This window comes from Priestia sp. ABM2_011, assembly GCF_056158845.1.
This window is the reverse complement of sequence record NZ_JBSWUB010000001.1, coordinates 1,759,901-1,784,924: the sequence shown is the minus strand read 5'-3', so window position 1 is coordinate 1,784,924 and position 25,024 is coordinate 1,759,901. Positions and strand designations below refer to the sequence as shown.

General features: G+C 35.0%; 23 protein-coding genes and 2 pseudogenes. 11 read left to right on the top strand and 14 right to left on the bottom strand.

Going from position 1 to position 25,024, the window contains the following annotated elements; all coding sequences use genetic code 11:
• Positions 1 to 233: 233 nt before the first annotated feature.
• On the top strand, positions 234 to 428 hold the full coding sequence (locus tag ACXAE4_RS09445) for a hypothetical protein (RefSeq protein WP_028414863.1): 195 nt from the start codon (positions 234 to 236) through the stop codon (positions 426 to 428).
• A 230-nt stretch (positions 429 to 658) separates the two neighbouring features.
• On the opposite strand, the gene ACXAE4_RS09440 is transcribed toward ACXAE4_RS09445, so the two are convergent.
• From ACXAE4_RS09440 to ACXAE4_RS09425, 4 genes are all read right to left on the bottom strand, one after another.
• Positions 659 to 856 carry a ChaB family protein gene (locus ACXAE4_RS09440; protein ID WP_289578222.1) on the bottom strand — a complete coding sequence of 66 codons (198 nt, stop codon included), beginning with the start codon at positions 854 to 856 and terminating at the stop codon, positions 659 to 661.
• 152 nt (positions 857 to 1,008) lie between these two features.
• The gene (locus tag ACXAE4_RS09435; RefSeq protein ID WP_289578223.1) at positions 1,009 to 2,523 is read right to left on the bottom strand and encodes a glycoside hydrolase family 32 protein; all 1,515 of its coding nucleotides are present in this window, start codon (positions 2,521 to 2,523) and stop codon (positions 1,009 to 1,011) included.
• Positions 2,524 to 2,577: 54 nt separating this feature from the next.
• A complete protein-coding gene (locus tag ACXAE4_RS09430) occupies positions 2,578 to 4,287 on the bottom strand; it encodes a glycoside hydrolase family 13 protein (protein ID WP_289578224.1) in 1,710 nt (569 codons plus the stop codon).
• Positions 4,288 to 4,606: 319 nt separating this feature from the next.
• Positions 4,607 to 5,599 (bottom strand): LacI family DNA-binding transcriptional regulator, encoded by a 993-nt coding sequence (locus ACXAE4_RS09425; protein WP_028414867.1) that lies wholly within the window; start codon positions 5,597 to 5,599, stop codon positions 4,607 to 4,609.
• 390 nt (positions 5,600 to 5,989) lie between these two features.
• Here ACXAE4_RS09425 and ACXAE4_RS09420 point away from each other — a divergent pair, with 390 nt between their 5' ends.
• The 4 genes from ACXAE4_RS09420 (at position 5,990) to ACXAE4_RS09405 (ending at position 9,789) form a co-directional block, all read left to right on the top strand.
• Positions 5,990 to 7,219, top strand: a complete 1,230-nt coding sequence (locus ACXAE4_RS09420) for an MFS transporter (RefSeq protein WP_289578226.1) — start codon at positions 5,990 to 5,992, stop codon at positions 7,217 to 7,219.
• A gap of 1,055 nt (positions 7,220 to 8,274) precedes the next feature.
• Entirely contained in the window at positions 8,275 to 8,706 is a 432-nt protein-coding gene (locus tag ACXAE4_RS09415) for a hypothetical protein (RefSeq protein ID WP_028414868.1), read from the top strand.
• A 144-nt stretch (positions 8,707 to 8,850) separates the two neighbouring features.
• On the top strand, positions 8,851 to 9,084 hold the full coding sequence (locus tag ACXAE4_RS09410; RefSeq protein WP_028414869.1) for a hypothetical protein: 234 nt from the start codon (positions 8,851 to 8,853) through the stop codon (positions 9,082 to 9,084).
• A 111-nt stretch (positions 9,085 to 9,195) separates the two neighbouring features.
• Positions 9,196 to 9,789, top strand: coding sequence for a hypothetical protein (locus ACXAE4_RS09405; RefSeq protein WP_028414870.1), 594 nt, complete (start codon positions 9,196 to 9,198; stop codon positions 9,787 to 9,789).
• A 79-nt stretch (positions 9,790 to 9,868) separates the two neighbouring features.
• Here ACXAE4_RS09405 and ACXAE4_RS09400 read toward each other — a convergent pair whose 3' ends face one another.
• The gene (locus ACXAE4_RS09400) at positions 9,869 to 11,071 is read right to left on the bottom strand and encodes an iron-containing alcohol dehydrogenase (RefSeq protein WP_098999675.1); all 1,203 of its coding nucleotides are present in this window, start codon (positions 11,069 to 11,071) and stop codon (positions 9,869 to 9,871) included.
• Positions 11,072 to 11,151: 80 nt separating this feature from the next.
• Positions 11,152 to 11,661 carry a GNAT family N-acetyltransferase gene (locus tag ACXAE4_RS09395; RefSeq protein ID WP_098112467.1) on the bottom strand — a complete coding sequence of 170 codons (510 nt, stop codon included), beginning with the start codon at positions 11,659 to 11,661 and terminating at the stop codon, positions 11,152 to 11,154.
• Positions 11,662 to 12,072: 411 nt separating this feature from the next.
• On the opposite strand from ACXAE4_RS09395, the gene ACXAE4_RS09390 reads away from it, so the two are divergent.
• A complete protein-coding gene (locus ACXAE4_RS09390) occupies positions 12,073 to 12,264 on the top strand; it encodes a hypothetical protein (RefSeq protein WP_028414873.1) in 192 nt (63 codons plus the stop codon).
• A 401-nt stretch (positions 12,265 to 12,665) separates the two neighbouring features.
• On the opposite strand, the gene ACXAE4_RS09385 is transcribed toward ACXAE4_RS09390, so the two are convergent.
• Together ACXAE4_RS09385 and ACXAE4_RS09380 are read right to left on the bottom strand one after the other, a co-directional pair.
• Positions 12,666 to 12,833 carry a hypothetical protein gene (locus tag ACXAE4_RS09385; protein WP_475235905.1) on the bottom strand — a complete coding sequence of 56 codons (168 nt, stop codon included), beginning with the start codon at positions 12,831 to 12,833 and terminating at the stop codon, positions 12,666 to 12,668.
• 288 nt (positions 12,834 to 13,121) lie between these two features.
• Complete coding sequence (locus tag ACXAE4_RS09380; protein WP_475235903.1) at positions 13,122 to 13,415, bottom strand: hypothetical protein; 294 nt, start codon at positions 13,413 to 13,415, stop codon at positions 13,122 to 13,124.
• 608 nt (positions 13,416 to 14,023) lie between these two features.
• On the opposite strand from ACXAE4_RS09380, the gene ACXAE4_RS09375 reads away from it, so the two are divergent.
• On the top strand, positions 14,024 to 14,737 hold the full coding sequence (locus ACXAE4_RS09375) for a hypothetical protein (RefSeq protein WP_014458832.1): 714 nt from the start codon (positions 14,024 to 14,026) through the stop codon (positions 14,735 to 14,737).
• A 50-nt stretch (positions 14,738 to 14,787) separates the two neighbouring features.
• Here the strand turns inward: ACXAE4_RS09375 and ACXAE4_RS09370 are convergent, their stop codons facing one another.
• Together ACXAE4_RS09370 and ACXAE4_RS09365 are read right to left on the bottom strand one after the other, a co-directional pair.
• Complete coding sequence (locus ACXAE4_RS09370; protein ID WP_014458831.1) at positions 14,788 to 14,934, bottom strand: hypothetical protein; 147 nt, start codon at positions 14,932 to 14,934, stop codon at positions 14,788 to 14,790.
• Between the two features lie 43 nt (positions 14,935 to 14,977).
• Complete coding sequence (locus tag ACXAE4_RS09365; RefSeq protein WP_014458830.1) at positions 14,978 to 15,898, bottom strand: CPBP family intramembrane glutamic endopeptidase; 921 nt, start codon at positions 15,896 to 15,898, stop codon at positions 14,978 to 14,980.
• Between the two features lie 854 nt (positions 15,899 to 16,752).
• Here ACXAE4_RS09365 and bioF point away from each other — a divergent pair.
• From bioF to bioC, 3 genes are read left to right on the top strand one after another with little or no spacing between them, the layout of a single operon-like run.
• Positions 16,753 to 17,931, top strand: a complete 1,179-nt coding sequence (gene bioF, locus ACXAE4_RS09360) for an 8-amino-7-oxononanoate synthase (RefSeq protein ID WP_042992442.1) — start codon at positions 16,753 to 16,755, stop codon at positions 17,929 to 17,931.
• Positions 17,928 to 18,674 carry an alpha/beta fold hydrolase gene (locus ACXAE4_RS09355; protein WP_028414877.1) on the top strand — a complete coding sequence of 249 codons (747 nt, stop codon included), beginning with the start codon at positions 17,928 to 17,930 and terminating at the stop codon, positions 18,672 to 18,674. The genes bioF and ACXAE4_RS09355 overlap by 4 nt, the downstream gene beginning before the upstream one ends.
• A complete protein-coding gene (gene bioC, locus ACXAE4_RS09350) occupies positions 18,667 to 19,491 on the top strand; it encodes a malonyl-ACP O-methyltransferase BioC (RefSeq protein WP_289578227.1) in 825 nt (274 codons plus the stop codon). The genes ACXAE4_RS09355 and bioC overlap by 8 nt, the downstream gene beginning before the upstream one ends.
• Before the next feature lie 108 nt (positions 19,492 to 19,599).
• Here the strand turns inward: bioC and ACXAE4_RS09345 are convergent.
• The 3 genes and pseudogenes from ACXAE4_RS09345 to murQ form a co-directional block, all read right to left on the bottom strand.
• Positions 19,600 to 20,040, bottom strand: a pseudogene (locus ACXAE4_RS09345) (PTS sugar transporter subunit IIA); the annotation flags it as partial.
• Positions 20,041 to 20,160: 120 nt separating this feature from the next.
• A pseudogene (locus ACXAE4_RS09340) lies at positions 20,161 to 21,567 on the bottom strand (PTS transporter subunit EIIC); the annotation flags it as partial.
• Between the two features lie 32 nt (positions 21,568 to 21,599).
• Positions 21,600 to 22,490: an N-acetylmuramic acid 6-phosphate etherase gene (murQ, locus tag ACXAE4_RS09335; RefSeq protein WP_209367494.1), complete on the bottom strand. Its 891-nt coding sequence runs from the start codon at positions 22,488 to 22,490 to the stop codon at positions 21,600 to 21,602.
• Between the two features lie 604 nt (positions 22,491 to 23,094).
• Between murQ and ACXAE4_RS09330 the strand changes: the two genes are divergently transcribed.
• The gene (locus ACXAE4_RS09330) at positions 23,095 to 24,207 is read left to right on the top strand and encodes a type II asparaginase (RefSeq protein WP_475235901.1); all 1,113 of its coding nucleotides are present in this window, start codon (positions 23,095 to 23,097) and stop codon (positions 24,205 to 24,207) included.
• Positions 24,208 to 24,338: 131 nt separating this feature from the next.
• Here ACXAE4_RS09330 and ACXAE4_RS09325 read toward each other — a convergent pair whose 3' ends face one another.
• Complete coding sequence (locus tag ACXAE4_RS09325) at positions 24,339 to 24,725, bottom strand: hypothetical protein (RefSeq protein WP_289578229.1); 387 nt, start codon at positions 24,723 to 24,725, stop codon at positions 24,339 to 24,341.
• Between the last annotated feature and the right edge of the window lie 299 nt (positions 24,726 to 25,024).

Sequence of the window (25,024 nt, the reverse complement as noted above, 5' to 3'; positions counted from 1 at the left end):
ATCCTGTATCGTCAACATACATTTTATACATAATGTAAACTAATGAACATCATGTATATTAAGTCTCACAAAGTATTGCCAATCTGTCAATATCAAAAATTGGGTAGCGTTAAAACATTCGTTAGACATGGATTGAGTGAACTCAAGAGTGTAATCTTTTGTAAAAACGTTCAAAAGAAATGGTATTAGAAATGAAGGAATAGTAAAAATTGATATTATGGAGGTGTTTTCTTATGAAAAAGTTTGAAGTAACGTTTCATTTAATCAATGGTGAAATCAGTCATATAGTTGAAACTAAATCACTTATTCGTGCAAAGAACTACATACAATATAGATTTGAAGATAAAAGTAAAGTATTGGACTTAGCAAATGACTTGGTACTCGTTAAAAGCAGCGTTCAATACTTTACCGTAGCTGAAAAAGAATAAGTAATGATATAAAAGGGATAAATGATCGAGTATGAATGGCTTGTTACACCGCTGTTAATTTCCATGCAAGGCTTCGCTTTTTGCAGGCGGCAAGTGAGTCTGCAGGAGTCTTTCGCCTTGCTATCCAATTAACGGCTACAAGCACCTACATTCACCCTCATAATAAAAAAATCCGAACAGTTTATCGTTGGAATCTCCTTCCACTAAACTACTTTTAAGCTCTTTTCTCGCTATTTTTTCACCCAGTTATCATTACTATTTTTTTCGTACTTTGTTTTCACTGCATTCCACGCAACTTTATGCGCCGTAGCTTCTTCTTTGTATTCGTCACTCGCTGAGTTAAATGCTTCTTTATAAATTTCCTGAGCATGATGAGGAAGGTTATCTTTTACTCCATCAGGCAATTCTTTTAATGAATTGTAAGGCATATAGTATTCCTCCTTGAAAACGTCTTTTACTACTGATTTACCTGTTCTTAATGAGTATAAACATTTAATAAACTCTGAAAACGAATGGGAGTTTTGACTCTATAAAAAAGAACAGCACCTCTCTAGGAAGCCTGTTCTTCAAGTGAAACTAATTATCCTTTAAACATCAGCGGGGAAACGCCCTTACTTAAGTTCCATTTGCTTAAGGTAATCAATTCAATTTCTTGATCAGCAAAGAAACAAATACCTTTTGCATTTTCTACAGGATAGATTCTGCTCGTCATCACTTTCTCGCCTTCATTAATAAAAACTTCAATGGACGATTTATCGACAAAGAGATGAAGATGCAGGTGGTTATCATTTAATCCAACAGGTGCTTTTCTTACTCCTCCATCACCTTCACCTGAGTTATCGCGATTAAAGATAAACAAACTTTCTAATCTATCATAGGTTAAAAGCGTTTCTTGGTGAGTTTCGTTATCTGTTCGCAATTTCACTCCGAATTTTGAAGCGGCTTTTGCGTTAATTTTCACTTCAAGTTCGTAACAATCACCTGAAATACCTGCAAGTTCTTGTTCTCCACTAACGATAATATTTTTATACTGCACGTGATGTTGACGAAGCTGCTTAAGCTCTGGAATTGGTTTACTAATTATGTTCCCTTGTTTAATAGAAAGCTCACGCGGAATAGTCATTGCTCCTGCCCAATTGTATTTTTGTTCAGGCATGCAGCTTTCCCACATAGCCATCCACGCTATCATAATTCGTCTGCCATGTTCATCTTCTGTTGTTTGAGGAGCATAAAAGTCAAACCCGTAGTCTAAAAGTTGAAAATCTTCATGTTGAAGCAGCCCCGTTTTATAGTCTAATTTTCCTTTTATATATCCAGCTTGATGTAAGTTATGATAGAGATCTCCTTCTGGTTTTACTCCTTGAGGCGACATGACAAGCACGTCCTGTCCGTCGAGACTAAAAAGATCTGGACATTCCCACATAAAACCAAGATTCCCTTGGCTTTTGGCCATTATATTTATAAACTCCCAATCCATTAGATCTCTTGAACGATACAAAAGAACTTGGCCCTCATGATCCTTCGTGCGTGATCCAAGAACACAATAATAATAGTCATCTTTCTTCCATACTTTTGGATCTCTAAAATGATAAGGGTGAATATTCCCTTCAGGCACTGAATCAATAACTGGGTTTTGAACTGCTTTATTAAAATGAACGCCGTCTTCGCTTACAGCAAGACACTGAACTTGTCGTAAGTCCGTATCATAGTTAGCTCCCGTCCACACATTCCCTGTATACATGGCATAAAGCTTTCCATCTTTTTCAACTGCACTTCCTGAAAAGCATCCATCTTGGTCATATTCTTCACTCGGAGCAAGAACAATAGGGAGATGTTCCCAATGAGTGAGATCTCTACTTTTTATATGCCCCCAAAACATTGGCCCCCACTCGGGAGAATATGGATGATGCTGATAGAATAAATGATACTCACCTTTGTAAAAGCAAAATCCGTTCGGGTCATTCATCCAATATGCCGGTGTAGACACATGGTATTGTAATCGCCAATAATTCTGATTAACAGCCTCCTGCTCGTTTAACACACTCTTCATTGCCTTTGAGATTTTTTCTTGATGTTGATTTTTTAATGTTTTCAACCGATTTCTCCCTGCCTTTCTCTACGTGAATGAGTTACGTGTGATAAAAAGAGATTAAAACGATGAATCAATCTCACAAACAATGGATTCGTAAGGTCGCAATTTTAGTTGATTTGGGTGTAATTCCAAATGATCGTAGTTCGATAAAATAACTTCTTTCATAGTAAAATCTAAGTTTAAAGCTACTTCTTTATGATCAAAGTTAGCGATTACCGCTATTTTTTTATTATTAAACTCCCTTGCGTAAGCCATGATTTGTAGACTATCTTCAAACAAATCTTCGTATTTACCAAAAGCGATAACCTCTGAATATGGACTGCTTTTTCTTAATTTAATTAAATTTTTATAGAAATAAAATAAAGAATTATCATCCTTTAAAGCATTCTCAACGTTAATAGAAGAGTAATTAGCATTTATCTCTAGCCACGGTGTGCCTTGGCTAAACCCTGCATATTGAGAATGATTCCACTGCATAGGTGTTCGGGAATTATCACGGCTGCGTCTCCAAATTGCTGCTAATGCTTCTTCTTTTGAAAATCCTTCTTTCAGCGCAGAGTGATATTGATCAATTGAAGCTAAGTCATTGTAATGCTCAATCGACGGATACTCTACATTTGTCATTCCGATTTCTTGTCCTTGATAGATGAATGGTGTGCCTTTTAGTAAAAAATAGACCGTAGCTAACATTTTTGCTGACGTAGGTCCTATATCTTCTGGTTTAATAAATTTATTTAAAGAACGAGGCTGGTCATGGTTTTCTAAATAAAGCGCTCCCCACCCTGTATTGTTATAGAACGTTTGACTATCAGAAATGGCTCTTTTGAAATCAAGCAGATTCCACTTATCCGGTTCATACCATTTTCCTTTTTTTCCTACGTCTAAATCGACATGATCGAATTCAAAAAGCATACTAAAATGTCCTTCTTCTCCCGCGTAAATAGGCAGTTCTTTGTGTGATACTCCAGGAGCTTCCGCCACAGTTAAGATATCATGTGAAGCAAAAGCTTCTTTACTTAGTTCACTTAAAAATTCATGAATGCCTTCTTGATTTGTTTCAATTACATTCATTTCACCATCCGAATTAGCAAAGTCCTGTCGTTTTTTTATAAATGTAATGGCATCTACCCGAAAGCCGCTAATTCCTTTTTCTAACCACCATGTGACCATGTTATAGACAGCATTTCGAAGATCAGGGTTTTCCCAATTAAGATCAGGCTGCTTTTTAGAAAATGCATGAAGATAATACTGTTCTGTTTGTTCATCATACTCCCAGCATGAACCGCCAAAAATAGATTCCCAATTATTAGGAGGTCTTCCATCTTCTTTTCCATCTTTCCAAATATACCAATCTCTTTTCGGATGATTTACATCACTTTTTGATTCTAGGAACCACTCATGTTCATCCGAAGTATGGTTAACGACTAGGTCCATAATAATCTTTATATTTCTTTTTTTGGCTTCATCAATCAGTAGATCCATATCTTCCATAGAGCCAAATTCTTCTGCAATGGCTTGATAATCAGAGATGTCATATCCGTTATCATCCATTGGAGATTGATAAACTGGACTTAGCCAAATAACGTCGATACCTAACTCTTTTAAGTAATCTAATTTTTGAATAACTCCTTTTAAGTCGCCAATTCCATCACCATTCGAATCGTAAAAACTTTTCGGATAAATTTGATATACAACTGCTTCTTTCCACCACTGTTTATTCATCGTTATAGCGCTTTCTGGATTCTTTCTTTCGCTTAGTTGAACCATTGCTTATCAGCTCCTATGTATTTATATTAAAATGATGTATATATTCTTCTGCTTTTATGGTATCGATACCATATGTAATTAAAAAAATTTATGTTATTAAAAAATCTGATATAACCCTTTATACCTCACGCTTCTATACTTACCTCAAACTCTTTGTTCTAGTATGCGATAAATAGCTGAATGTAGAGGAACTGTCTTCTGCTTTAAGGTAAATTTATTGTATTATATTATAGGAACGGTTTCAATTACTTTTCTGAAAATTTTTCAAAAAAGGTGAGAACTAATAGATTTAGCTCTCACCTTCATCTGTTATCTCCTATCACGTTGAGCTTCGAACAACTAGCTCGATTGGGAGTTCAAACGTTTCTACTGTCGATTCAGAATCATTCAGCATATCGATCAGGATTTCCATTGCTTTAATCCCCATTTGATCAATCGGTTGTCGTATAGTTGTTAGCTTTGGATCTAACATTTGTGCAAGAGGTTGGTCATCAAATCCAATAATCGCCAAATCATTAGGTATACTTAGACCAGACTCTTTGGCTTCGATCATCATTCCTCCAGCAATTTCATCACTTCCTGTAAATATAGCCGTTGGGCGATCCTCCATTGACAGGATTTTTTTAACTACTTGTTTTCCGTCTTCAATACTATGTTGATTAACAAAAATCCATTTTGGATCCGGCTGAATTCCTGCCTCTTGAAGTGCTTTTTGATAACCTTGGTTACGGTCCTTGTCCTTACCTTCCTCAGCGAACAATCCACCTGTACAGTACCCGATTTTCCGGTGTCCCTTTTCAAGTAAATGCTTTACGCCTATATACGCACCCTTATATTGATTTAATCGAACGATTGGAACATTTGCGTTGTTTACATATTCGTTGCACAACAAAATAGGACCATACTCAGTAAACGGCTCTATGAGACTCCAGTCATTTTCAATGGACGTCATAATAATTCCGTCAACTTGCTTTGTTTTCAGTAAATTTAAAAATGCTAATTCTTTCTCTTTATCTTCATTACTTTGAAAGATTAATACATGATAGCCCTTTTTATAAGCAACTTGTTCAATTGAATCGACTAAATAAGAGAAAAATGGATTTATAATCCTTGGTACAATAACACCAATTGTAGTCGTTACCTGTCCTCTTAACTTTCTTGCCGAAGGATTTGGCGTATAATTAAGCTCTTTCATTGCTTTTAGCACACGATTTTTTTTCTCTTCTGAAACATACGAATGATTGTTTATAACACGGGAAACCGTTGTTTTTGATAACCCCGATAATTTGGCTACGTCGTATATTGTAGGCATGTGTTTATCACTCCATCACTAACTGAAATCAGTTTCATACTTATTTTACGTTAAAAAAGAGGCAAAATGCAATGAATGAATTCGTTTGCAACTCTATACCATCTGTTCAATAAGAATACAGTAGAATCCCTATAGGTCTTTGAAACAGCCCTTTTTATATAAAATGTTTCATGATTAATAAATCAGTACATATCAAATTGTTTATTTTATATGTAAGAAATCAGTACCATATTAAAAAAACACATTACACTTAAACAAACCTTTTCTGGAAGGTATTTTTGTTAATTATTTTCTTGTTGACATATGAAATCGGTACCATATATAATACAATCAATCGAAAACGCTTTCTAAATAATATTTAGATACATAAACAGCAAAGGGGATTTAAATATGGAAAACAATAAACTTTATTGGAAACTAAGCAGTTTCTTTTTCTTATTCTTCTTATCTATTGCCTCTATTTTTACTTTTTTTGCTATCTGGTTGGGACAAAGCCTTAACCTTTCCGGAGCACAAACAGGTATTGTTTTTTCTGTAAACGCTGTCTTTACTATGCTTTTTCAACCTCTTTATGGATATCTCTCTGATAAATTGGGGTTACGAAAGAATTTATTATACTTCATTTCAATTTTAGTTATTTTATCTGGACCGTTTCTAATTTTCATCTATCAACCTCTTTTAAACTGGAATTTTTGGGTAGGAGCTCTGACAGGCGGAGCTTATCTTGCCATCACCTTTTTAGCTGGAATCTCAGTCATCGAGTCATATATCGAAAAAGTTGGCAGAAAGTATGCGTTTGAATTCGGTCGTGCAAGACTTTGGGGATCAATAGGAGCTGCCGTTGCTGCTGCTATTGGAGGACGAATGCTTAATATTAACCCTGATATCAACTTTTGGATTGCATCGGGATCAGGCGTTATCTTATTACTTGTTATTTTCCTTACAAAAGTAGAAGTATCCACTATTGAAGAAAAGAAAGCAAAGTCCCTTTCTATTCAAGATTTAGGTAGCTTATTTAAACGAAAAGACTTCTGGATTTTTATGATTTTTATGCTCGGGACTGGCTGCATTTATAATGTTTTTGACCAGCAATTTCCTGTATATTATGCCTCCCTGTTCCCAACAGAACAATTAGGAAATCAAATCTTTGGTTACTTGAATGCAGGTCAAGTCTTTTTAGAATCCGGGATGTTATTAGTTGCTCCATTCATTGTGCGCAAAGTAGGTCCTAAAGGCGGTTTAATTTTAGCGGGAATCATTATGATTTTACGCGTAGTAGGTTCAGGGCTAGTATCCGATCCATACAGCATTTCCTTTATCAAGCTTCTTAACGCACCAGAGTTTGCCATTATCATCGTTTCTGTATTTAAATATCTGGCTACACATTTTGATACGAAATTCTCTTCCATCTTATATTTAGTTGGATACCAATTCGCAATGCAACTAGGAGCGGTTATACTCTCCCCTATTGTAGGAAACCTATACGATTCCATTGGCTTTCGTCACACATACTTAATCATGGGGGTTATCGTGACTGTCTTTACTCTATTTGGTGCATTTCTTTTAAGAAACAACAATCAAGCATCTAAAGATAATAATGATTCAAAGCTTACTGCTTAGAATAAGGAAAAATATTTATTAACTGTGATTCTCATAATTTTGAAAGCCCTTGCTAATTTTAGCAAGGGCTTCTTTTTGATGAGTTTCTTCTATTAATAATATATGGAACTAAAGTATATATCTTTTCAAAAGAGTTCATGGATAAAAACAAAAAATAAAACGCTTTCATTTTTTTATTCTATTAACTCATTTCCTTTGTTACAATGAAATTATAGGGATTATAGCAGAAGGGCAGATGGGACATATGAGTACAAATCTATTGATCATTTTAGGGGTTATATTTCTGACAACAGTTGCTATCACTATTTTAATTAAGATTCCTGAAGAGGAATAAACTACATCATAAAATAAAATAAAAAGCCACCTCATTCTTTTGATATTAAAAAGTGAGATGGCTTTTTCGAATTTTAAGCATTGCAAAAGTTTAAGAAAGATTAGGTCTATAAATAATTATAGCATATTAATTGAAAGGTTGTCATACAATTTTAGATAGAAAGAATCCCCTTCTAGTAAGGTATATACGTAAACATTGTGTGAAAAAACAAGAATTTTATTATGTCGTTGCTGTACATACTACATTTTAAGGAATTCATATGATAGTTAATTAAAAAAGAACTCTACTTATGGGAACTAATGATATAATTACCTTTAACTGTATAATAGGTGATTTTGTTGATAGAAGATTTATTTGGAGGAACACTACCGTTTTTGCCTTCCAAGAAAACAATTGCTGCTAAAAAGAAACTTAGTCTATTAAGTAAGCAAGAATGGTTTAGAACTACTTAACTGAGGAAGGATCTACGAACAATGAAAAAATCGAATAAAGATCATTTACTTTGGAACATGTTAAAGCTGTGGATTTCTATACCTAGAAATATTCGTGTAGCATTTCTTTGGGCTTTTATTTTAGGAATCTCTTACTTGGGGTGGGTCAAGCTAGCCCACAGATTTATTTAGCATTAGTGATTTACCTCTACTAAAATTCATTTTAAGCAAACAAGAAGACTAGAAAAGATAAAAAGCTGAACTAAGTATAAAATTAAAGGAGCACTGTCTTGAGTCGTTTTATAAAATTAGTTGTTACTTCCCTTTTATCTACTGCTATTTTTGGTGCTGTCTACGGGATAATCAGCTTAACACCTGAAAGTGAAAAAGAACCTAATATTTATTACTTCAGCTTTACAGATACATTCGTATTTACATTTATGTATACTTTACCCGTTTATATAGTTGTTGGAATTATTTGTTCCTATCTAATTGATATGCTAGCACATAACAGGCAGACAAGAAAAATGTACTTGTCTAAACTCTTAATGTACTCGTTAGCAGGAATAGTTCCTGGTTTAGCATTTTACTTTCTGTTTGAAGGAATTCAGTTAGATTATCAATTGTTATTTTATTTTTTTGCCCTGGGTATTTTTGCATCTAATACTTTTTATCATGTTTTGCTACTTATAAATAAGGTTTTTAATAAGCAGAAAATTTAATGAAAGAACCTGTAGCAACGATGAGCATTTCTGTTGTTGGAGTCTCTCTGATTTTTATTTCGTAAAGAATTGTTATAGTAAAAATATTCACTAGTCCTATGTTAAACTGTACATAGAAATATCGATGAGTCTGGAGGCAAGGTAATGAAACGTGCAATAGGAATATTTCTTATTGCTCAAGCTTTATTAACGTACTTAACTATTAATATGATTTATACTCCTTATACAACTACAACAGTGAATAACAATACGGGAGCAGTGACAGTTTCGTATAGTTACCCTTGGGTATATTGGTTAGGTTTTATTGGCTTGGGCATTATGCTTATAGTGGGAACATATTTAGTTTTTGCCAAAGAAAAGAAGCAGATCTTTAATTAAAGATCTGCTTTTGTTTCTATCGACAAATTACATTATAATACATACGTCTTTATAAGGATTTTGATATATAATGAACACTAAAAAAGAATGATTTCAGGAAGAGGAAAATGTGTGAAACGTAGTCGTTTGTTGCTTTTATCGTTAATGAGTAGTTTGTTAATTATTTCAGTATCGTTGTTCCAGTGGGATCTGGTTGATATGATAACGGAATTTTTAATGTTGCCTGTTTGGTTATTTGTATATGCCTTCTTTATCATCATAACTGTATGGGCATTGATTCATCTTTTTAAAAATAGAAAGTGGCAGCCGCTTGTTATTCAGCTCATTACTATTATATTATGGTTCTTCTTTCCCTTTACTCAAGTCAACTTGGATTTGAACTTTAAAATCCATCAAGAGAAGAGAGAAGAAGCTGCGGCTAAAATAGAAAATGGCATGATTAAACCTAACGTACCCGATAGTCCATCACTTATTCAATTGCCAAAAGAGTATACTCAATTGTCTAAAGGCGGAGGCGACATTGAAGTAGAGACAAAAGGAAAGTCGACATCAATTCTTTTCTTTACGTACCGCGGGATGCTAGACAATTTCTCAGGATTTGTTTATGACCCAAATGATCATAAACCTTCAAAAAGCGATTTTGACGGAGATTTTAAACAGATAGAAAAAGTACATAAGAACTGGTATTATGTATCTTCTTATTAAAAATAGATACTACTTAAAAACTAGCCCCAAATCGTTAGACACTGTCTGACAATTAGGGCTAGTTTTTAATTTTCATTCTTTACTTCAAGCTCTCTACTTCAGAATGCCGTTTTTTATCTACACGGTCAAAGTAAGCTTGTTCAAGAATTTGCATATAATCGCCCTCGGTAATTAAACGGACGTTACTTGATGTTGAGTTATTTTGCATGGCCAACCTTACAATGCTCGGAAAGTCTTCTTTCTTTACACCCTCTAAATCTTTCAATTTAGGAATGTTTAATGATTCTGTTAATTCTATAATTCCTTGAATTAATTTTTCAACAGCTATTTCATCTGAATCTGAATCCTTGGCAAAGCTCATATACCTTGCTAATGTAGCATGTAATTGCTTATTCTCCATAGAATTGAACCTTAATACATATGGTAAAAACACTGCGTTGGCAACTCCATGCGGGGTATCATAAAGTCCTCCAAGCGCTTCTGCTAAGCAGTGTACTGAGGCAACATCTGCAGATCCAAAACAAAGGCCTGCTAAGAGACTTCCTTCCAGCATATCTTGACGAGCCGCTTCATTTTTACCATCGCGGAAAACGATAGGCAATGCCGAAACAATGGTTCTCATTGCTTGAGCTCCGAGCGCTTGTGAAATAGAATTTGTTACTTTACACGTATAACCTTCAATCGCATGAACGAGTGCATCAATGCCAGTAGCGGCAGTAACAGAAGGCGGAAGACTGAATGTTAGTTCAGGATCAAGAATCGCCAAGGCAGGTCTTAACAAACTATGTTTGAGTGTCATCTTTCGGTGTGTAGATGCTTCCGTAATAACAGCAGAACGAGTAACTTCTGATCCCGTACCTGAAGTAGTTGGAATACAAATAACTGGTGCAATGTTTGAATACAGGAGTCGGCCGTCTGCATAGTCAGATGGTTCCCCGCCGTTTGGACCGCACAGTGCAATAGCTTTTCCAGTATCCATCGCACTTCCACCACCAATGGCAACAACTGCATCCGCACTAAAGTCATGAAATAACTTAGCACCTTCCAAGCAGTTCGTATCTCGAGGGTTTTGTTCAATTGAATCAAATACCAGCACCCGGTAACCAGAATTCTCCAGGGAAGTTACAATTGGTGAAACTAATCCTGCACGAACTACACCAGGGTCACTCACGACTAAAATTGATGAACTAATATTTAAAGATGTCAGCATTTCTGGTAATTCTCTAGCTTTCCCCATTCCTACCTCAATTTGAGTAGAACAAAAATAGTTATAAGATTTCATTTATACCCCTCCCGTTGTCTAAAATCAAATACATATCTTAAGAAGTACTAGTTTTTAAAATTTCATCATGGCCGGTAAGCTTACTTATTCCACTCTGAAGCTAATATACCCATAAAATATGTATCTACGTATTTCCCATCCACATAGGCATGGTTTCTTAATTTTCCTTCGGTAACAAAACCAATCTTTTCATATAGTGCAATGGCCTGTTCGTTTATTCCCCTTGTGGTTAAATAGATTTTATTTAGACGAAGCTGTTTAAACCCTAGATCAATCATTTGCTCCATAGCCATTCGACCATATCCGTGACCTCTAGATTCTGAAGATAGGAGAATTCCTATACTAGCTCTTCCATGTGCATAGTCTATATCCTTCAGAAATACCCATCCGACTAATTCTTTTTCATCGCTTTCAATTCCTAAAATTAAATCGTTGTTCATTCTTTTGTTTTCTACTTCTTGTACCACCTCTTCATAAGTTAAAGGTGTTCTGCCTATCATTCGTATTGCCCGTTCATCATTTAACCATTTATGTAAGTATTGAATGTGAGTAGTTTCAAATGGCGTAAGATGTATTCTTTTTGTACTCATTGATTTATCTTCTCCTTCTAAAGAAATGCAATCACAAATTACAATTCATTCCATACTTGATTCCATAAATATCGCTGACAAAGGTAAATGTGTATTTCTACTTACGATATACAACAGCCAAATTAAAATAAGTAGGTGCATAATTGAATTAAGCCATTAATCTGTTTAAATAGAACACTTTTGTATATAATTCTGGAATCAATAAAAAAAACCTCTCTTACATTTTACGTATAGTTAATCTTTGTCTTTAATTAGGGTTAATTCATCGGTTTGAGCTATTAAATCAATTTTCTCTAATCTGAGGTTGGTTCTTCTAATAAAACCCATTACGTTAATCCGATGTAATAGAAGAAGGATTTTTACTTTTTAAGGTAGAATAGTTCCTTAAAGAATCATAAAGGAGTTGATTTCATGTCTAAACAAACAAAAGATAGAAAAGAAATAAAGCTTTTGGATTCTCAACTTTACTTATGTGAGGAAATTAGAAAGCTGTTGAGGAAAAAAGAAAAAAGAAGTCTAGCCTTTGAACAAGAGTATACAGAACATGATATATTACACATTGCTTTAAACAGATTAATGAGTGAGCTAATCTCTAGACATTAAAAATTTCATCTATTATATTTGATATTATTCGAAATAGATACGTTTAATATAAAAATAGACAGAATATTTCATTAATATCTTTACTTTGTAAACGTTTTCGTTTATACTAAGTATAGGTTGGATGGCATGAGTGGCTGTCATAGTATTTAGCGTAGGCGGGGCTGATATGAGGGAACAGGGCATAGAAGAAATGTCCTTTTTTTGTTTGGGCAACATTTGTTAGAAACTAGGAAATGTTATAAAACTTCTTTCAAACGCTTTTTTTGTTTCATATGCCCTATCCAGTCTAGAAATTGAAAAAGACCACCTCTTCCCAGTCAAAAGAGGTAGCTTTTTTTAAAAATTGAATGAACAGTAGTCATTAAATAATGCTTTATTGCTTCTTGAGTAAGTTGCTTAACTTAAGAAATGGTATTCGTAGACAGCATATTAACCGCTTTTTCCAACAGTAAAATATCTTCTTCAACCATTCTTTTCATATCATCGAGATCAAGTTGAATATATTCTTCTTTTAAACGTTCTAATTCCCTGACGAACAGGAATCCCGTATAGTACCTATAATTTGTCACTACTATTTATCCCCTTTGTATGCTCTTACTAGATGTAATTCCCCTTTATTCAGATTAACAACCAATAAATGCAAAATTTTTTAAAAAAATCCTTCCCTGATGTAGGTAAAGGATTTTTAACTTGATTAAAATAGGAAAAATATGTTATTAACGTGGCCAGATTTTTAGTTTCATATACATACAACGTTTTATCGTTCTACTTTGATGTTAAATCAAATTTATCCTCTTTACCATTCCACTTTATTGTCACATGATAAGGGAGCTTTGTTACTTTGAGTGGCACATCCACTACAACTTACTATTTAAATTGATTTTTCCTTCTGTCTCATTATCTGTACCTTTTAATTTTCCTGTTTCCCCTTCAACAACATAAGAAACTTTTCCTACTTTCTCCTTGTCTTTTCCTTTATAGATGATACTACCTTGCCCGTTTTCAGTATTCTCTCCTTTATTTAAAAGATATAAAGCTTTCCAATGTTCTCCTTCACCTTCGAAACGCACACTTTCATCCTTGCTGCCACAGCTACCCAATACTAATAAAAGAATAGTTATAAATCCTAAAAACAAAAACTTCCTTTTCAATTTAAATCCTCCTACACGATAAAAAAGCACCCAACTATCCTATTAGGTGATTTTTTGTTAGTATCTGTTCTTTTTTTCAAGTAATTTAATTAATCTATCATTTTGTTTCACTATCGTTCTTAGCTTAGCTTCTAACGAACATAAAGTGATAAAGACGGCTATAAATCCTATAATGACAAAAAACATATTAGCTGATATCCCCCATACATCATTTTATTTTCAGAACAATATCTATATAATAACATTTTTTCTATATTTTATATCATAATGTTGTTTCTTAGTTAACATAATAAATAAAAGGAATAGGAAAGTGTTCTCTTAAAGGAAACCTTCAGGGCGGCCATTTAAACGTTCTAGCTATACCAAAATACAGAATGAATATGCCTTCACCCACGAACTCAACAGCTTTCCTTTATAATAAATACCCTTTCTCTAGCTAATAATAAGTAAGTAAAATATGTATATACTATAAACTAACACCATTCTTAAAAGTCTGACGTTTACGAACATCTACCTATAATTCAGCAATGTTTCCATCTAAATCATGGTTTCTCTTCTTCTATTAAAGGGAATTAAACCCTAAAAGTGAACCTTAAAAGGAGACCACCATGGTTACAATTGAATCAATTATCATAGGTATTGTTTTTATCCTCATTCAATTATACGCATTAACGATTGTCGAACGTTCTCCAATCGGGGAGCAAAAGCTGCTCTCATTATCAGGTGGTGTAGCTATTGCTTATGTATTTATTTATATCTTACCGACGCTTCATAAGAAACAAGAAGAGTTTGGAGGATCGCTAGCCCTTGATACTGAACTATATTTTCTTGGTCTTCTCGGCTTACTCGTCTATTTTTCAGTGTATTCATTTGCTCAGACAAAAGCAGCCACTCACCTAACGGAACTGACCGTTTATATGGTACAGGCTAGTTTTTTTATGATTTATTCTTTTATCATTTCTTATGTCGTGTTTTCAACCGATGTTAAGCGAGTTGAATCAGTATTCTACGGACTGGCTATCAGCCTTCATTTTATCGGGTGGTCTTACCATCTAGGAAAAAAACATCCGCGCTTACACAAAACTAGAGGTCGCTATATGCTGGCCGGAGCAACTTTTCTTGGGTCAATTCTGGGCGTTTTCGGACCCTCATCAGGACTGCTTATTGAGTCTATGATTGCTTTTAGTTCAGGTGCAATGTTATTTAACGTAATCAGTAAAGAGCTCCCTTTTGAAAAACATGCGCATTTGCCTACCTTTTTAATCTCATCTCTTGTCTACGCCGCTACAATGATTTCGTTAAAAGCTTTTTTCAACTGGTAGTTGCGAGGTGTTGGGACAAAATAAAAAGAGCAGCCATAAAGGCTGCTCTTTTAAAGTATGGTTTTTATTACTAGATACACTGCAGCAATCGATGCAAGAACGATAAGTACATTCAAAATGCGATGTTGAGTAGCTAAGTGGCCTCGCTTCATTTCTGCACGAGTCAATGGTTTATTTTCATCGTGATTTCCACTCACTCTATTACATCTCCTATCCTGTTTAGTTATTGGTTCTGCCAATTTAAGCAATAAGCTGATCTTTGTCAGCTGCTTCTTCCTTTTTTATCTTCCCTCTACATAAGATATAAAAAACACTAAACATAACAATCGACCAAATAAGATTAGCTACTGGCTCAGTGTTAGCTACCTTAAACAAACTCGGTATAGATCCGAAAACAGAATCGTCCGTTGTAAGGAATAAAGCGAGAAACATGTTATTGGCTGCGTGTGCGCCAATGGTAATTTCTAAGCTTTTTGTTTTAATCGCGATATATGTAAGAGCAAAACCAGCTACAATATAATCTAGTCCCACCAATATAATGGATTTATTCATTTCAGGATTAGCAAAATGACCTATCGAAAACATTAGCCCAACAATAATAGCAAGTAAAATTGGACGCTTCACTTTCTTACTCACCCATTGAAGAAGAAGCCCCCTAAAAAACAGCTCCTCCGTTGTTGTTTGAATAGGTACTAACAAAAGCGTAATCAGTACTAACAGGGCATACTCTTTTAAACTTACATGATTCCATGAATAATCCGAGTGGTTAAACACGACATCAATTAATTGTGAAACGATTAGTAACAGACTAAAAGCTCCAAAAGACCATATTACTTTCTTCCAATTCACACGTTTGTTAGCAGTGATTAATGATTTCATTTTTCGTTTGTGAATAAAACGAATCCCGATCCATAAACCAAAAATCCAGCATATGTACATAATATGAGACAACAGAAAATCAAGATTAGCATTGATTCCTACAGCTACCCCACTATCAAAATCAACATATGATTTTCCACTTTCATCAGCCGCAACCATTATTATTTCAGCAATAATATAAATAATGGATCCTAACAGCATAAACACAGAAGCAAGGATTGTTGTACTTACATAACGCTTCCAGCTATTTTTTCCTTCTTCCACATTTAAATAGTTTTTCATTTTATTCTTACTCCCTCAGCCTTCTCTTCTCAACTACATCGTTCTTCTCTACTTCGTTGTTGTCTAGGCAATGTAAAAATCTATTAGGACCCGAAGTCCTGCAATTATGTTAACTACCGCCTGCTTTTTACCTTTGAAGATAAGGGAAGAAACTGACAACATTAAGAAATTACAACTCTACCCATTACCTCTTTATATAAAATTTAGCGCCTTAAAAGCCGTCAAAAAACAGCTTCTTCTAAAAGAAGACTCGACACTAAGTCATCGTTAACCTTTATACCCTGCTCATACGTGCCCGCATACACATAATTTTGAAGAAAATACTTGCTACTCAAGAATATATATCCTAGAACAACCAAAATAAATATTTTTTTCAACATCGTCCTCACCTTTTTATCTAAAGTTTTCCCCTCGCGGCTGCTACCACAACCGCTAAGGGCTTATCCATAAATAGCTTTTCATTTTTTAAAATTAGCTACCATTCTATCTAACACCGCAAAAATGTATATAAGTTACAATTATATTACATTATTATTACAAATGTAACAATTACATTATAACTAAGAAAATGATGATAATCAATATGAAGTGCTCAGTAAGACTAATAAAATTGCTAGATTAATATGATGCGTGTAAATAAATCCAAAACATGTTGGAAAAGACGTTTGTTATTAAACAGGAATATTTAAATAACAAAAAAAGCAAACTCCCTACCGTTAGGAGTTTGCTTCTTTTATTCAAGAGTTTTTATAACCTCTCTCATCTTGACACTCTTCTAAAGGAGTGATTAGATATATATGTTAACTATTAAAAAATTAAAGTTAACTAATTTTATTGTCGGTGGTGAGAGTGTATTGGATTGGGAAGAAGATATTAAGAGAGAACTTGCCTATTTAGATGAAATTTTTCAAAAACGGCACCTTGTTACGACAGAATTTGCTGAACAACCATGGCTTACAGTCAATGGACGTAAAATGTTAAACCTTGCCTCTAATAACTATTTAGGCTATGCAGGAGATAGTGGACTGAAGAAAACAATGAGTGATGCTGTGATGACGTATGGAGTAGGAGCAACAGCTTCACGCTTAATAGTAGGAAATCACTTCCTTTACGAGAAAGCAGAAAGATCCCTTGTTAATTGGAAGAAAGCTGAGGCAGGACTTATTATCAATAGTGGTTATAATGCAAACCTAGGAATCATCTCAGCCTTGGTTCCGCGTAATGGCTTCATCTTCAGCGATAAGTTAAATCATGCAAGTATCATTGATGGGGCCCTACTGAGCCGTGCAAAACTTCAGCGCTATCGCCATAACGATATGAACCACCTAGAAAATTTATTAAAAAAAGTTCCCTTGGAGTCACGGAAGTTAATTGTAACAGATACTGTTTTCAGCATGGATGGTGATTTCGCCAAGCTCAAGGAGCTTGTTAAATTAAAAGAGCAGTATAACGCCCTACTAATGGTTGATGAGGCTCATGCAAGCGGTATATACGGAAGAAATGGTGAAGGATATGCGCATTTTCTCGATCTACAAGATAAAATTGATATTCAAATGGGAACGTTTAGTAAAGCGCTAGGGTCATTTGGAGCTTATGTTACCGGAAAACAGTGGCTCATAGATTATTTAAAAAATAGAATGCGAGGACTCATTTATTCAACTGCTCTTCCCCCTGCTATACTCGGTGCAATAACGGCTGCAATTGAAAAGGTGCAACAAGACACAGGGCGTCGCGCACTTCTTCAACAACATGCACTATTTTTCAGGAAGGCCCTTACATACGAAGGATTTAACACATGCAAAAGTCAATCTCAAATCATTCCAATTTTGACGGGAGAAAACAAAAGAACAATGCAGTTTGCAGAGCGTTTACAGAAAGAAGGAATTGCTGCTATTGCAGTTAGGCCTCCTACTGTTCCTGAAAATAAAGCAAGAATTCGTTTTACTGTAACAGCCGATCATACTCGAGAAGATTTAAATTGGGCCATAAAGAGAATTTCTCTAATTGGAAAAGAAATGAGTGTGATTCAATGAAACAAGCCACTATTATAATATTTCCCGGATGGGGAATGGAAAAAGCAGCGTTTCATCCGATCATAAAACCATTGTCTACTATATGTAACGTTTTGTGTACAGACTGGAGAGGTGTAAAAGAACTAAGTGACTTTAGAGAACGAGCAATCCAATTGCTTACTTCTACTCAAGGTACTGTTTATTTAATGGGTTGGTCATTAGGTTCCCTTGTAACGCTTGAACTTGCAAGTTTATACCCTAACAAGATAGAAGGACTCATATTAATTGGCGGAACTAGTCGCTTTACAAACGACATGCATAATACATTTGGATGGGAGCAACGCATCGTTGAACGTATGAAAAAACAACTACAGCGTAATAAAGAAAAAACCCTTACTTCATTTTATAACGCTATGTTCACTAAATCTGAAAAAGAAGAAGAATTTCATCATCAATTTATTGAAGTTGTTCAGCGTGATTATCAAGGAGACAGTACGTACTCCCTCCTTACAGGGCTAGATTATTTACTCCAAAAAGATGTTAGAATGCAACTCAATCAAATTCAAACTCCTTGTTTGTTGATCCATGGAAGAGATGATCAAATATGTTTGCCTGAGTCTTCTTCTTTCATAGCTGAAAGAATTGGTGGAAAAGCGCAGCTGTGTATTTTAGAAAAAGCTGGCCATATTCCTTTTTTTACAAAGCCTCAGCACTGTACGCAACTTATAGAAAAATTTCTCGAAAAGGAGCTCATTTATGATTAATAAGCAACTTTTAAAGAAAAGATTTAATAATCATGCTAAAACTTATGATGCTTATGCCGATGTACAAAAAAGCATGGCAAACCAATTAATAGATCAGCTTTCCACCAATTTCTTTAACCAGGAAATAGCTATTCTTGAAATTGGCTGCGGCACGGGTTATTTAACACAGTTATTATGCGAAAAATTTCCTAAGGCTGCTATTACAGCAGTTGATTTGTCATCAGGAATGATGGAGTTAGCAAAGAAAAAAGTAAGGGAAGATCGAATTTCTTTCATATGCGGAGATATCGAGGAACTAAGTATAGAAGGACATTACGACCTTATTATTTCGAATGCAACATTTCAGTGGTTTAATAGTCTTCATACGACAATCAAAAAATTGTATAAACAACTTAAGCCTACAGGCAGCCTGCTATTTTCAACCTTTGGAAATCGTACATTTCAAGAGCTTCATTCATGCTACAGTCATGCGAAACAAAGGCTTGGTCTTTTCAGTAACAGTTCACCTGGCCAATTGTTTTTTTCTCTTGAAGAGTTGTCTCAAATTTGTGAACAAGCATTAGTTCCATTGAGAGAGGATCCATTTAAACTATCAAAAATGGAGAAACTAGAGATTCAATACTTTCCGACGGTCCAGGAATTTTTTACATCAATAAAAAAGATTGGAGCAAGTAACAGTAACGAGGAAAGCTACTGTCAGCGCCCTTCCTTTTTTCGTGAGTTAATCAATTTATATGAAAATAATCATCGTGACGAAAATGGCGTAAAAGTAACCTATCATTGCTTAATGTTTAATATTACAAAAACGAACCAATAGCCAATCCAGCCCTGGTTACTCTCTAGAAGTGATGAATTGCTGCCAGTAAAAAAGGGTACTCTTCTATGTAGAAAAGTACCCTTAAATAATCAATTAGATTTAATTAACTTACTGTTTTTTAGAAACTAGCTCAATAATATTTGTTATACCTTGCTCATTGTACCCTGTTTTTAATAACTGTATTTGATTATGTTCAGATAAATTTGTAAAAATGATTGGTGTAACAAGTGATTTAGCATTTTCTTTAATGTAGTTTAGGTCTATTTTTAACAGCGGGGTTCCTTGTGTAACCTTTTCTCCCTCTTTAATTAGACATGTAAACCCTTTCCCATTCAAGTTCACTGTTTCTAACCCTACGTGAATTAATAACTCTAGATCATGATCTGTTTTTAGACCTATGGCATGTTTTGTAGGAAAGATGCTAACAACCTCCCCGTTGATAGGAGAAACAAGAGTATTATTAGTTGGTTCGATGGCAAAACCGTCTCCCATCATCTTTGAAGAAAAAACGGCATCAGGGACTCCTTCTAGAGGCACAATATATCCATCAAACGGAAGTTTGAATGCGCTTTCTAAAGTTGTATCGTTCATTTCTTTTTTCTCACCTGTTGCAGCAACTTCAGCTTTTGCTTTTGTTTCAGATACTTCTTTGTTATTAGAGTCTTCTGTAATTGCCTCTTTTGGTATGCCAAATAAATATGTGCAGATGAATCCTCCAGCATATCCTGCAAGTAAGCCAATGATATATTTTAGCCATAAACCATGAGCAATTAATGGAATTAAAGCTAGACCAGATGGACCGATAGCGATGGAACCAACGTTTTCGAACATTCCAATTACGGCTCCTCCAATTCCTCCACCGATACAAGCCGTAATGAACGGGCGTCCTAATGGAAGAATAACTCCGTAAATAAGTGGTTCTCCAATACCTAATATTCCGACAGGAAGAGCCCCTTTAATAATGGTAACAAGTGATTTATTTTTACGACAACGAATCCAAAGTGCTAAAGTTGCACCTACTTGTCCAGCACCAGACATGGCAAGAATCGGAAGCAAGATGGTCATACCAGCTGTGTTAATCATTTCAATATGAATAGGGATTAATACTTGATGCAGACCTAGCATCACCAATGGTAAAAATGCCACTCCTAGTACAAAACCTGCAAAAACCCCTCCACGTTCAAGTGTCCAATCTATGCCTCCAATTAAATTACTAGAAATTAGACCTGCAAAAGGCATAATAAAGAAAATCGTTAGTAATCCAACAATCAGAAGAGCAACTGTAGGTGTTACAATAATATCGATTGCATCAGGAATAAATCTACGTAAGAATTTTTCTAAAAATGAGAGTAACCATACAGCAATCAAAACCCCGATAACCCCGCCTTGCCCAGGAGTTAGAGGCTGATCAGTAAAGATATTCATAATAGGAAACTCTTCTGTAACTCCCGTTAAAAGGGTAATACCTCCGATAACTCCACCTAGGGCCGGAGTAGCGCCAAACTCTTTTGCTGCGTTAATCCCTACATAAATAACTAAATAGCTGAAAATTGCATTTTTAATCACATTAAGAATCGTAACGTATTGTTGCCAAGTATCTTTATCAAGATCTCCTGCAGTTATGCTATTTGCTAAAATAGAGGCAATACCAGCTATTAAACCTGCACCTACGAATGCTGGGATTAAAGGTATGAAAATGCTTCCAACTTTTCGTAAAAAATTTTTAAATGGCGTATTGTTTTTCTTTTTTAGCTCAGACTTCATATCTGCACCTTTTGACGTCAAATCTTCAGATGAAGCTTTTTCGTGTGAAGGAGCTGTTGAATCTTCTTGAAGTACAATACCAAATTGTTCAGCAACTTTCGTAACTACTCCTGGTCCTAGAATAATTTGATACGTATCATCATCGACAACCCCTAACACTCCTTTCACTTGTTTTATACTCGCTTCATCAATTCTATTATGATTCACCGGTGTGACTCGGAGTCTTGTCATACAGTGTGTATAATTCGCTATATTAGAACTGCCTCCAAGAGCTTGAAGCAGTTCTTTAGCTGTTTGATGATGTTTACTCATAGTTGTTCCCATCTCCCTTATAGTTTCGCTACTTAATTCACGATTGCTTGACGGATAAATCCTTGTGTTTGTTCTAAGCGATGTAAAGCTTCCTCATATGAAAGTCCTGTTAAAATCATGACTATAGCAAGCTTAGAATTACAATTTGCTTTTGCTAAGTACTCTTCTGCCGTATCATACGTGCATGAAGTTGCTTCCATCACAATTCGTTTTGCGCGTTCTACGAGCTTTTCATTCGTCAGCTGAACGTCTACCATTAGATTTCCATACACTTTTCCGATACCTACCATAGAAGCTGTCGAAAGCATGTTACAAACCAATTTTTGTGCTGTTCCGGCTTTCAAGCGAGTAGAACCTGTTAATACTTCAGGACCATTTACTACTTCAATTGCAATGTTTGCTACTTTTCCAATATCAGAGCCCTTATTACAGCTAACTGCTATTGTTTGAGCCTCAATTGAGTTAGCATATTCTAATGCTCCAATGACATAAGGTGTACGACCGCTTGCTGCAATCCCCACAACAATGTCCGCCTTAGTAAGTCGAATGTTTTGTAAGTCTTCCATGCCTAACTCTTTACTATCTTCTGCTCCTTCTACTGCTTTAATAAAGGCTTTTTCTCCGCCGGCAATTAAGCCTACTACTTCATCTGGACTTGTACCAAATGTAGGCGGACACTCAACAGCATCAAGCAAACCAATGCGGCCACTAGTTCCTGCACCTATATAAATAAGGCGCCCCCCTTGTTTCTTAGCTTCTATAATAGCTTCTACAGCTTTTGCAATAGAAGAAAGTTCTTTTTTTATCGCACTCGCAACTTTTTCATCTTCTTCATTCATGGTTGTAAGAAAATCAAAAATGGACATTTCATCCAGATTCATTGTTTTTTCATTACGAGTCTCAGTAGTTAAATGTTCAAGCATTACTTATCATCCTATCTTTGTTTTTGTTTGAAATCGTTCTCAAGTACAGAATAACGTCTTTGAAATTAAATTTCAACAATTATTTTAAAATGTTAAAATTTAATTTCAAAGACTATAGTAATATGTGACTGTGAACAAATATCATATGCCCGAATTTTAGTAAACAAGACAACTCTCGCCGTATAAATATCAAGCATGTCTTATATCAATAATGACTCCTTCCCTCCTGCAGCAAGGATTTTTTTTACATACTTTCCTATTAAAATCATTATTTTCATCCCTATATAGAGACTACATTATGTTAAATGGGTAAAAAAGCGAAAGGATTTCCATCTTTTAAAATAGACTAGTTCCTTAAAAGGTTATAAAGGAGCCGAACTCATGTCTAAACAAATAGAAGATATAAAAGAAATAAAGCTTTTAGATTCTCAAGTTCACTTATGTGAGAAGATTAAAAAATTGTTAAGAGAAAAAGCAAAAAGGATCTCATAAAAATAATACGTTTATCTTTTTATTCTTCGTGCGGACAAATGATTGGATATTTTAAATTCAGCTTACCAATAATACCGTTATATGTCTTTTGCGTAAAAGGAGCTAAGTAACGATGAAACTGAAAAGAATAGTAATTATCACCTTTTTATCAAGCGTTATCTTATTTTCGGGACCTTTATCATTGGTCAATGCATCAGTAAATGATTCTAAAATGACTGTGAAAAATTCAGTGAAAAAAGAGCAGCCTAATATAAAGATTTTAGCCACTGGAGGTACGATTGCAGGTTCTTCTGAGAGCAGCACAGACACAACTGGATATGAATCAGGAGCGCTTGATATTAAAACCATCATTAAAGCTGTTCCTGAGTTAAAAAAACTAGCGAATGTAAGCGGAGAACAAGTCGTAAATATCGGAAGTCAAAATATAGATAACAGCATTTTGTTAAAGTTAGCCAAACGAATTAATACGCTATTAGCGTCTAAGGATGTTGACGGGATTGTCGTGACACACGGATTCGATACGATGGAGGAAACAGCTTATTTTCTAAACTTAGTAGTAAAAAGTGAAAAACCTGTAGTTGTGGTTGGTTCAATGAGACCCGCTACCGCTATAAGTGCAGATGGACCGCTAAACTTGTATAATGCAGTGAAAATTGCTTCTACAAAAGAAGCACGAAATACCGGTGTTTTAGTAGCGCTTAATGATCGAATTGGCGCAGCTCGTTATATAACGAAAACACATACAACGGCAGTGGATACGTTTAAATCTCCTGAACAGGGATATGTAGGAGAAATAGCTGGAGATCAGGTATTATTTTATAATAAAGCAACTCGTAAGCATACAGCGCAATCAATATTCGATGTATCAAAATTAGATAAGCTTCCTCAAGTAGACATCATATATGGGTATCAAAACGACTCTAGGAACTTTTATGACACGGCCGTAAAAGCCGGAGCAAAAGGAATAGTCGTCGCAGGAGCAGGAAATGGACTGCTATCTGATGCTGCCCTAACAGGTGCTAGAGATGCGGTAAAAAAAGGCATAGTTATTGTTAAATCTAGCCGCGTAGGAAGCGGGGTTGTGACACATGAAGAATCAGATGATAAAGATAAGTTTGTTACATCCGATTCATTAAATCCACAAAAAGCCCGTATTCTTTTAATGCTTGCTTTAACGAAAACAAAGGACCCTAAAAAGATTCAAGAATATTTTAATGAGTATTAATCAAAAATATCTTTCTTCCTCTATTTTGGTGCTTTAAGAACAATCGGTAACAAAAGTATAAACAGGCTGAGACACCACTAGCATACTTTTGTCTCAGCCTGTTTTCATAAGAAAAAACATCATCAGGTCCCTTATTTATTTCCCCAGTTCTTGCTTTCTATAATTAAATGATGGGATGTGTTATCTAGGACACGCCATACCACGGTCTTACCTTCTATATCTTTTAACTCAATAGTTCCCTCCAACTTATTGGTATTCACATGGACACGTTTCTCGTCTATTCTTTGTGCACTTTTTAATCTTGTTCCAAATGTTGCAGGACTTTCTTCCGTTAGCTTTACAATTACATCTATCATACGTTTGTCAGAAATATAGTTTTCGCTGTTCTCATAGTTTTTATCAGCAGGTTTAATAGCGTGTTCTAACCCATTTTCGTACTGGCGCCAATCAACAATTAAAAAAATCGCAAATACTAAAGACACTGTTAGTAATAAGCCATACACAACATTTCGTTTCATTTACTTTTGCTCCTTTCAATAGCGATTTATAGGTGAAACGAAGAAAGTTCCTGTTGTAGGAATAGGTTGTATCAGAAAATAGTATCGTACAACTTTGAAAAATATTCCGGTTTTCGAGTAAAAGAAGGTATAATTTAAAGGTTTCTACTTACGGAGACTACAAATATCTAGACAATCGGCTTAATATAGGTCCAGTACCAACAATCCGTTAATCAAGAAAAATAAGAATCATGTTAGAAAACTGACGAATTTATCCTTCTCTATTACAAGCTTCTCATCGCATTGTAAGAGCCCGTAAA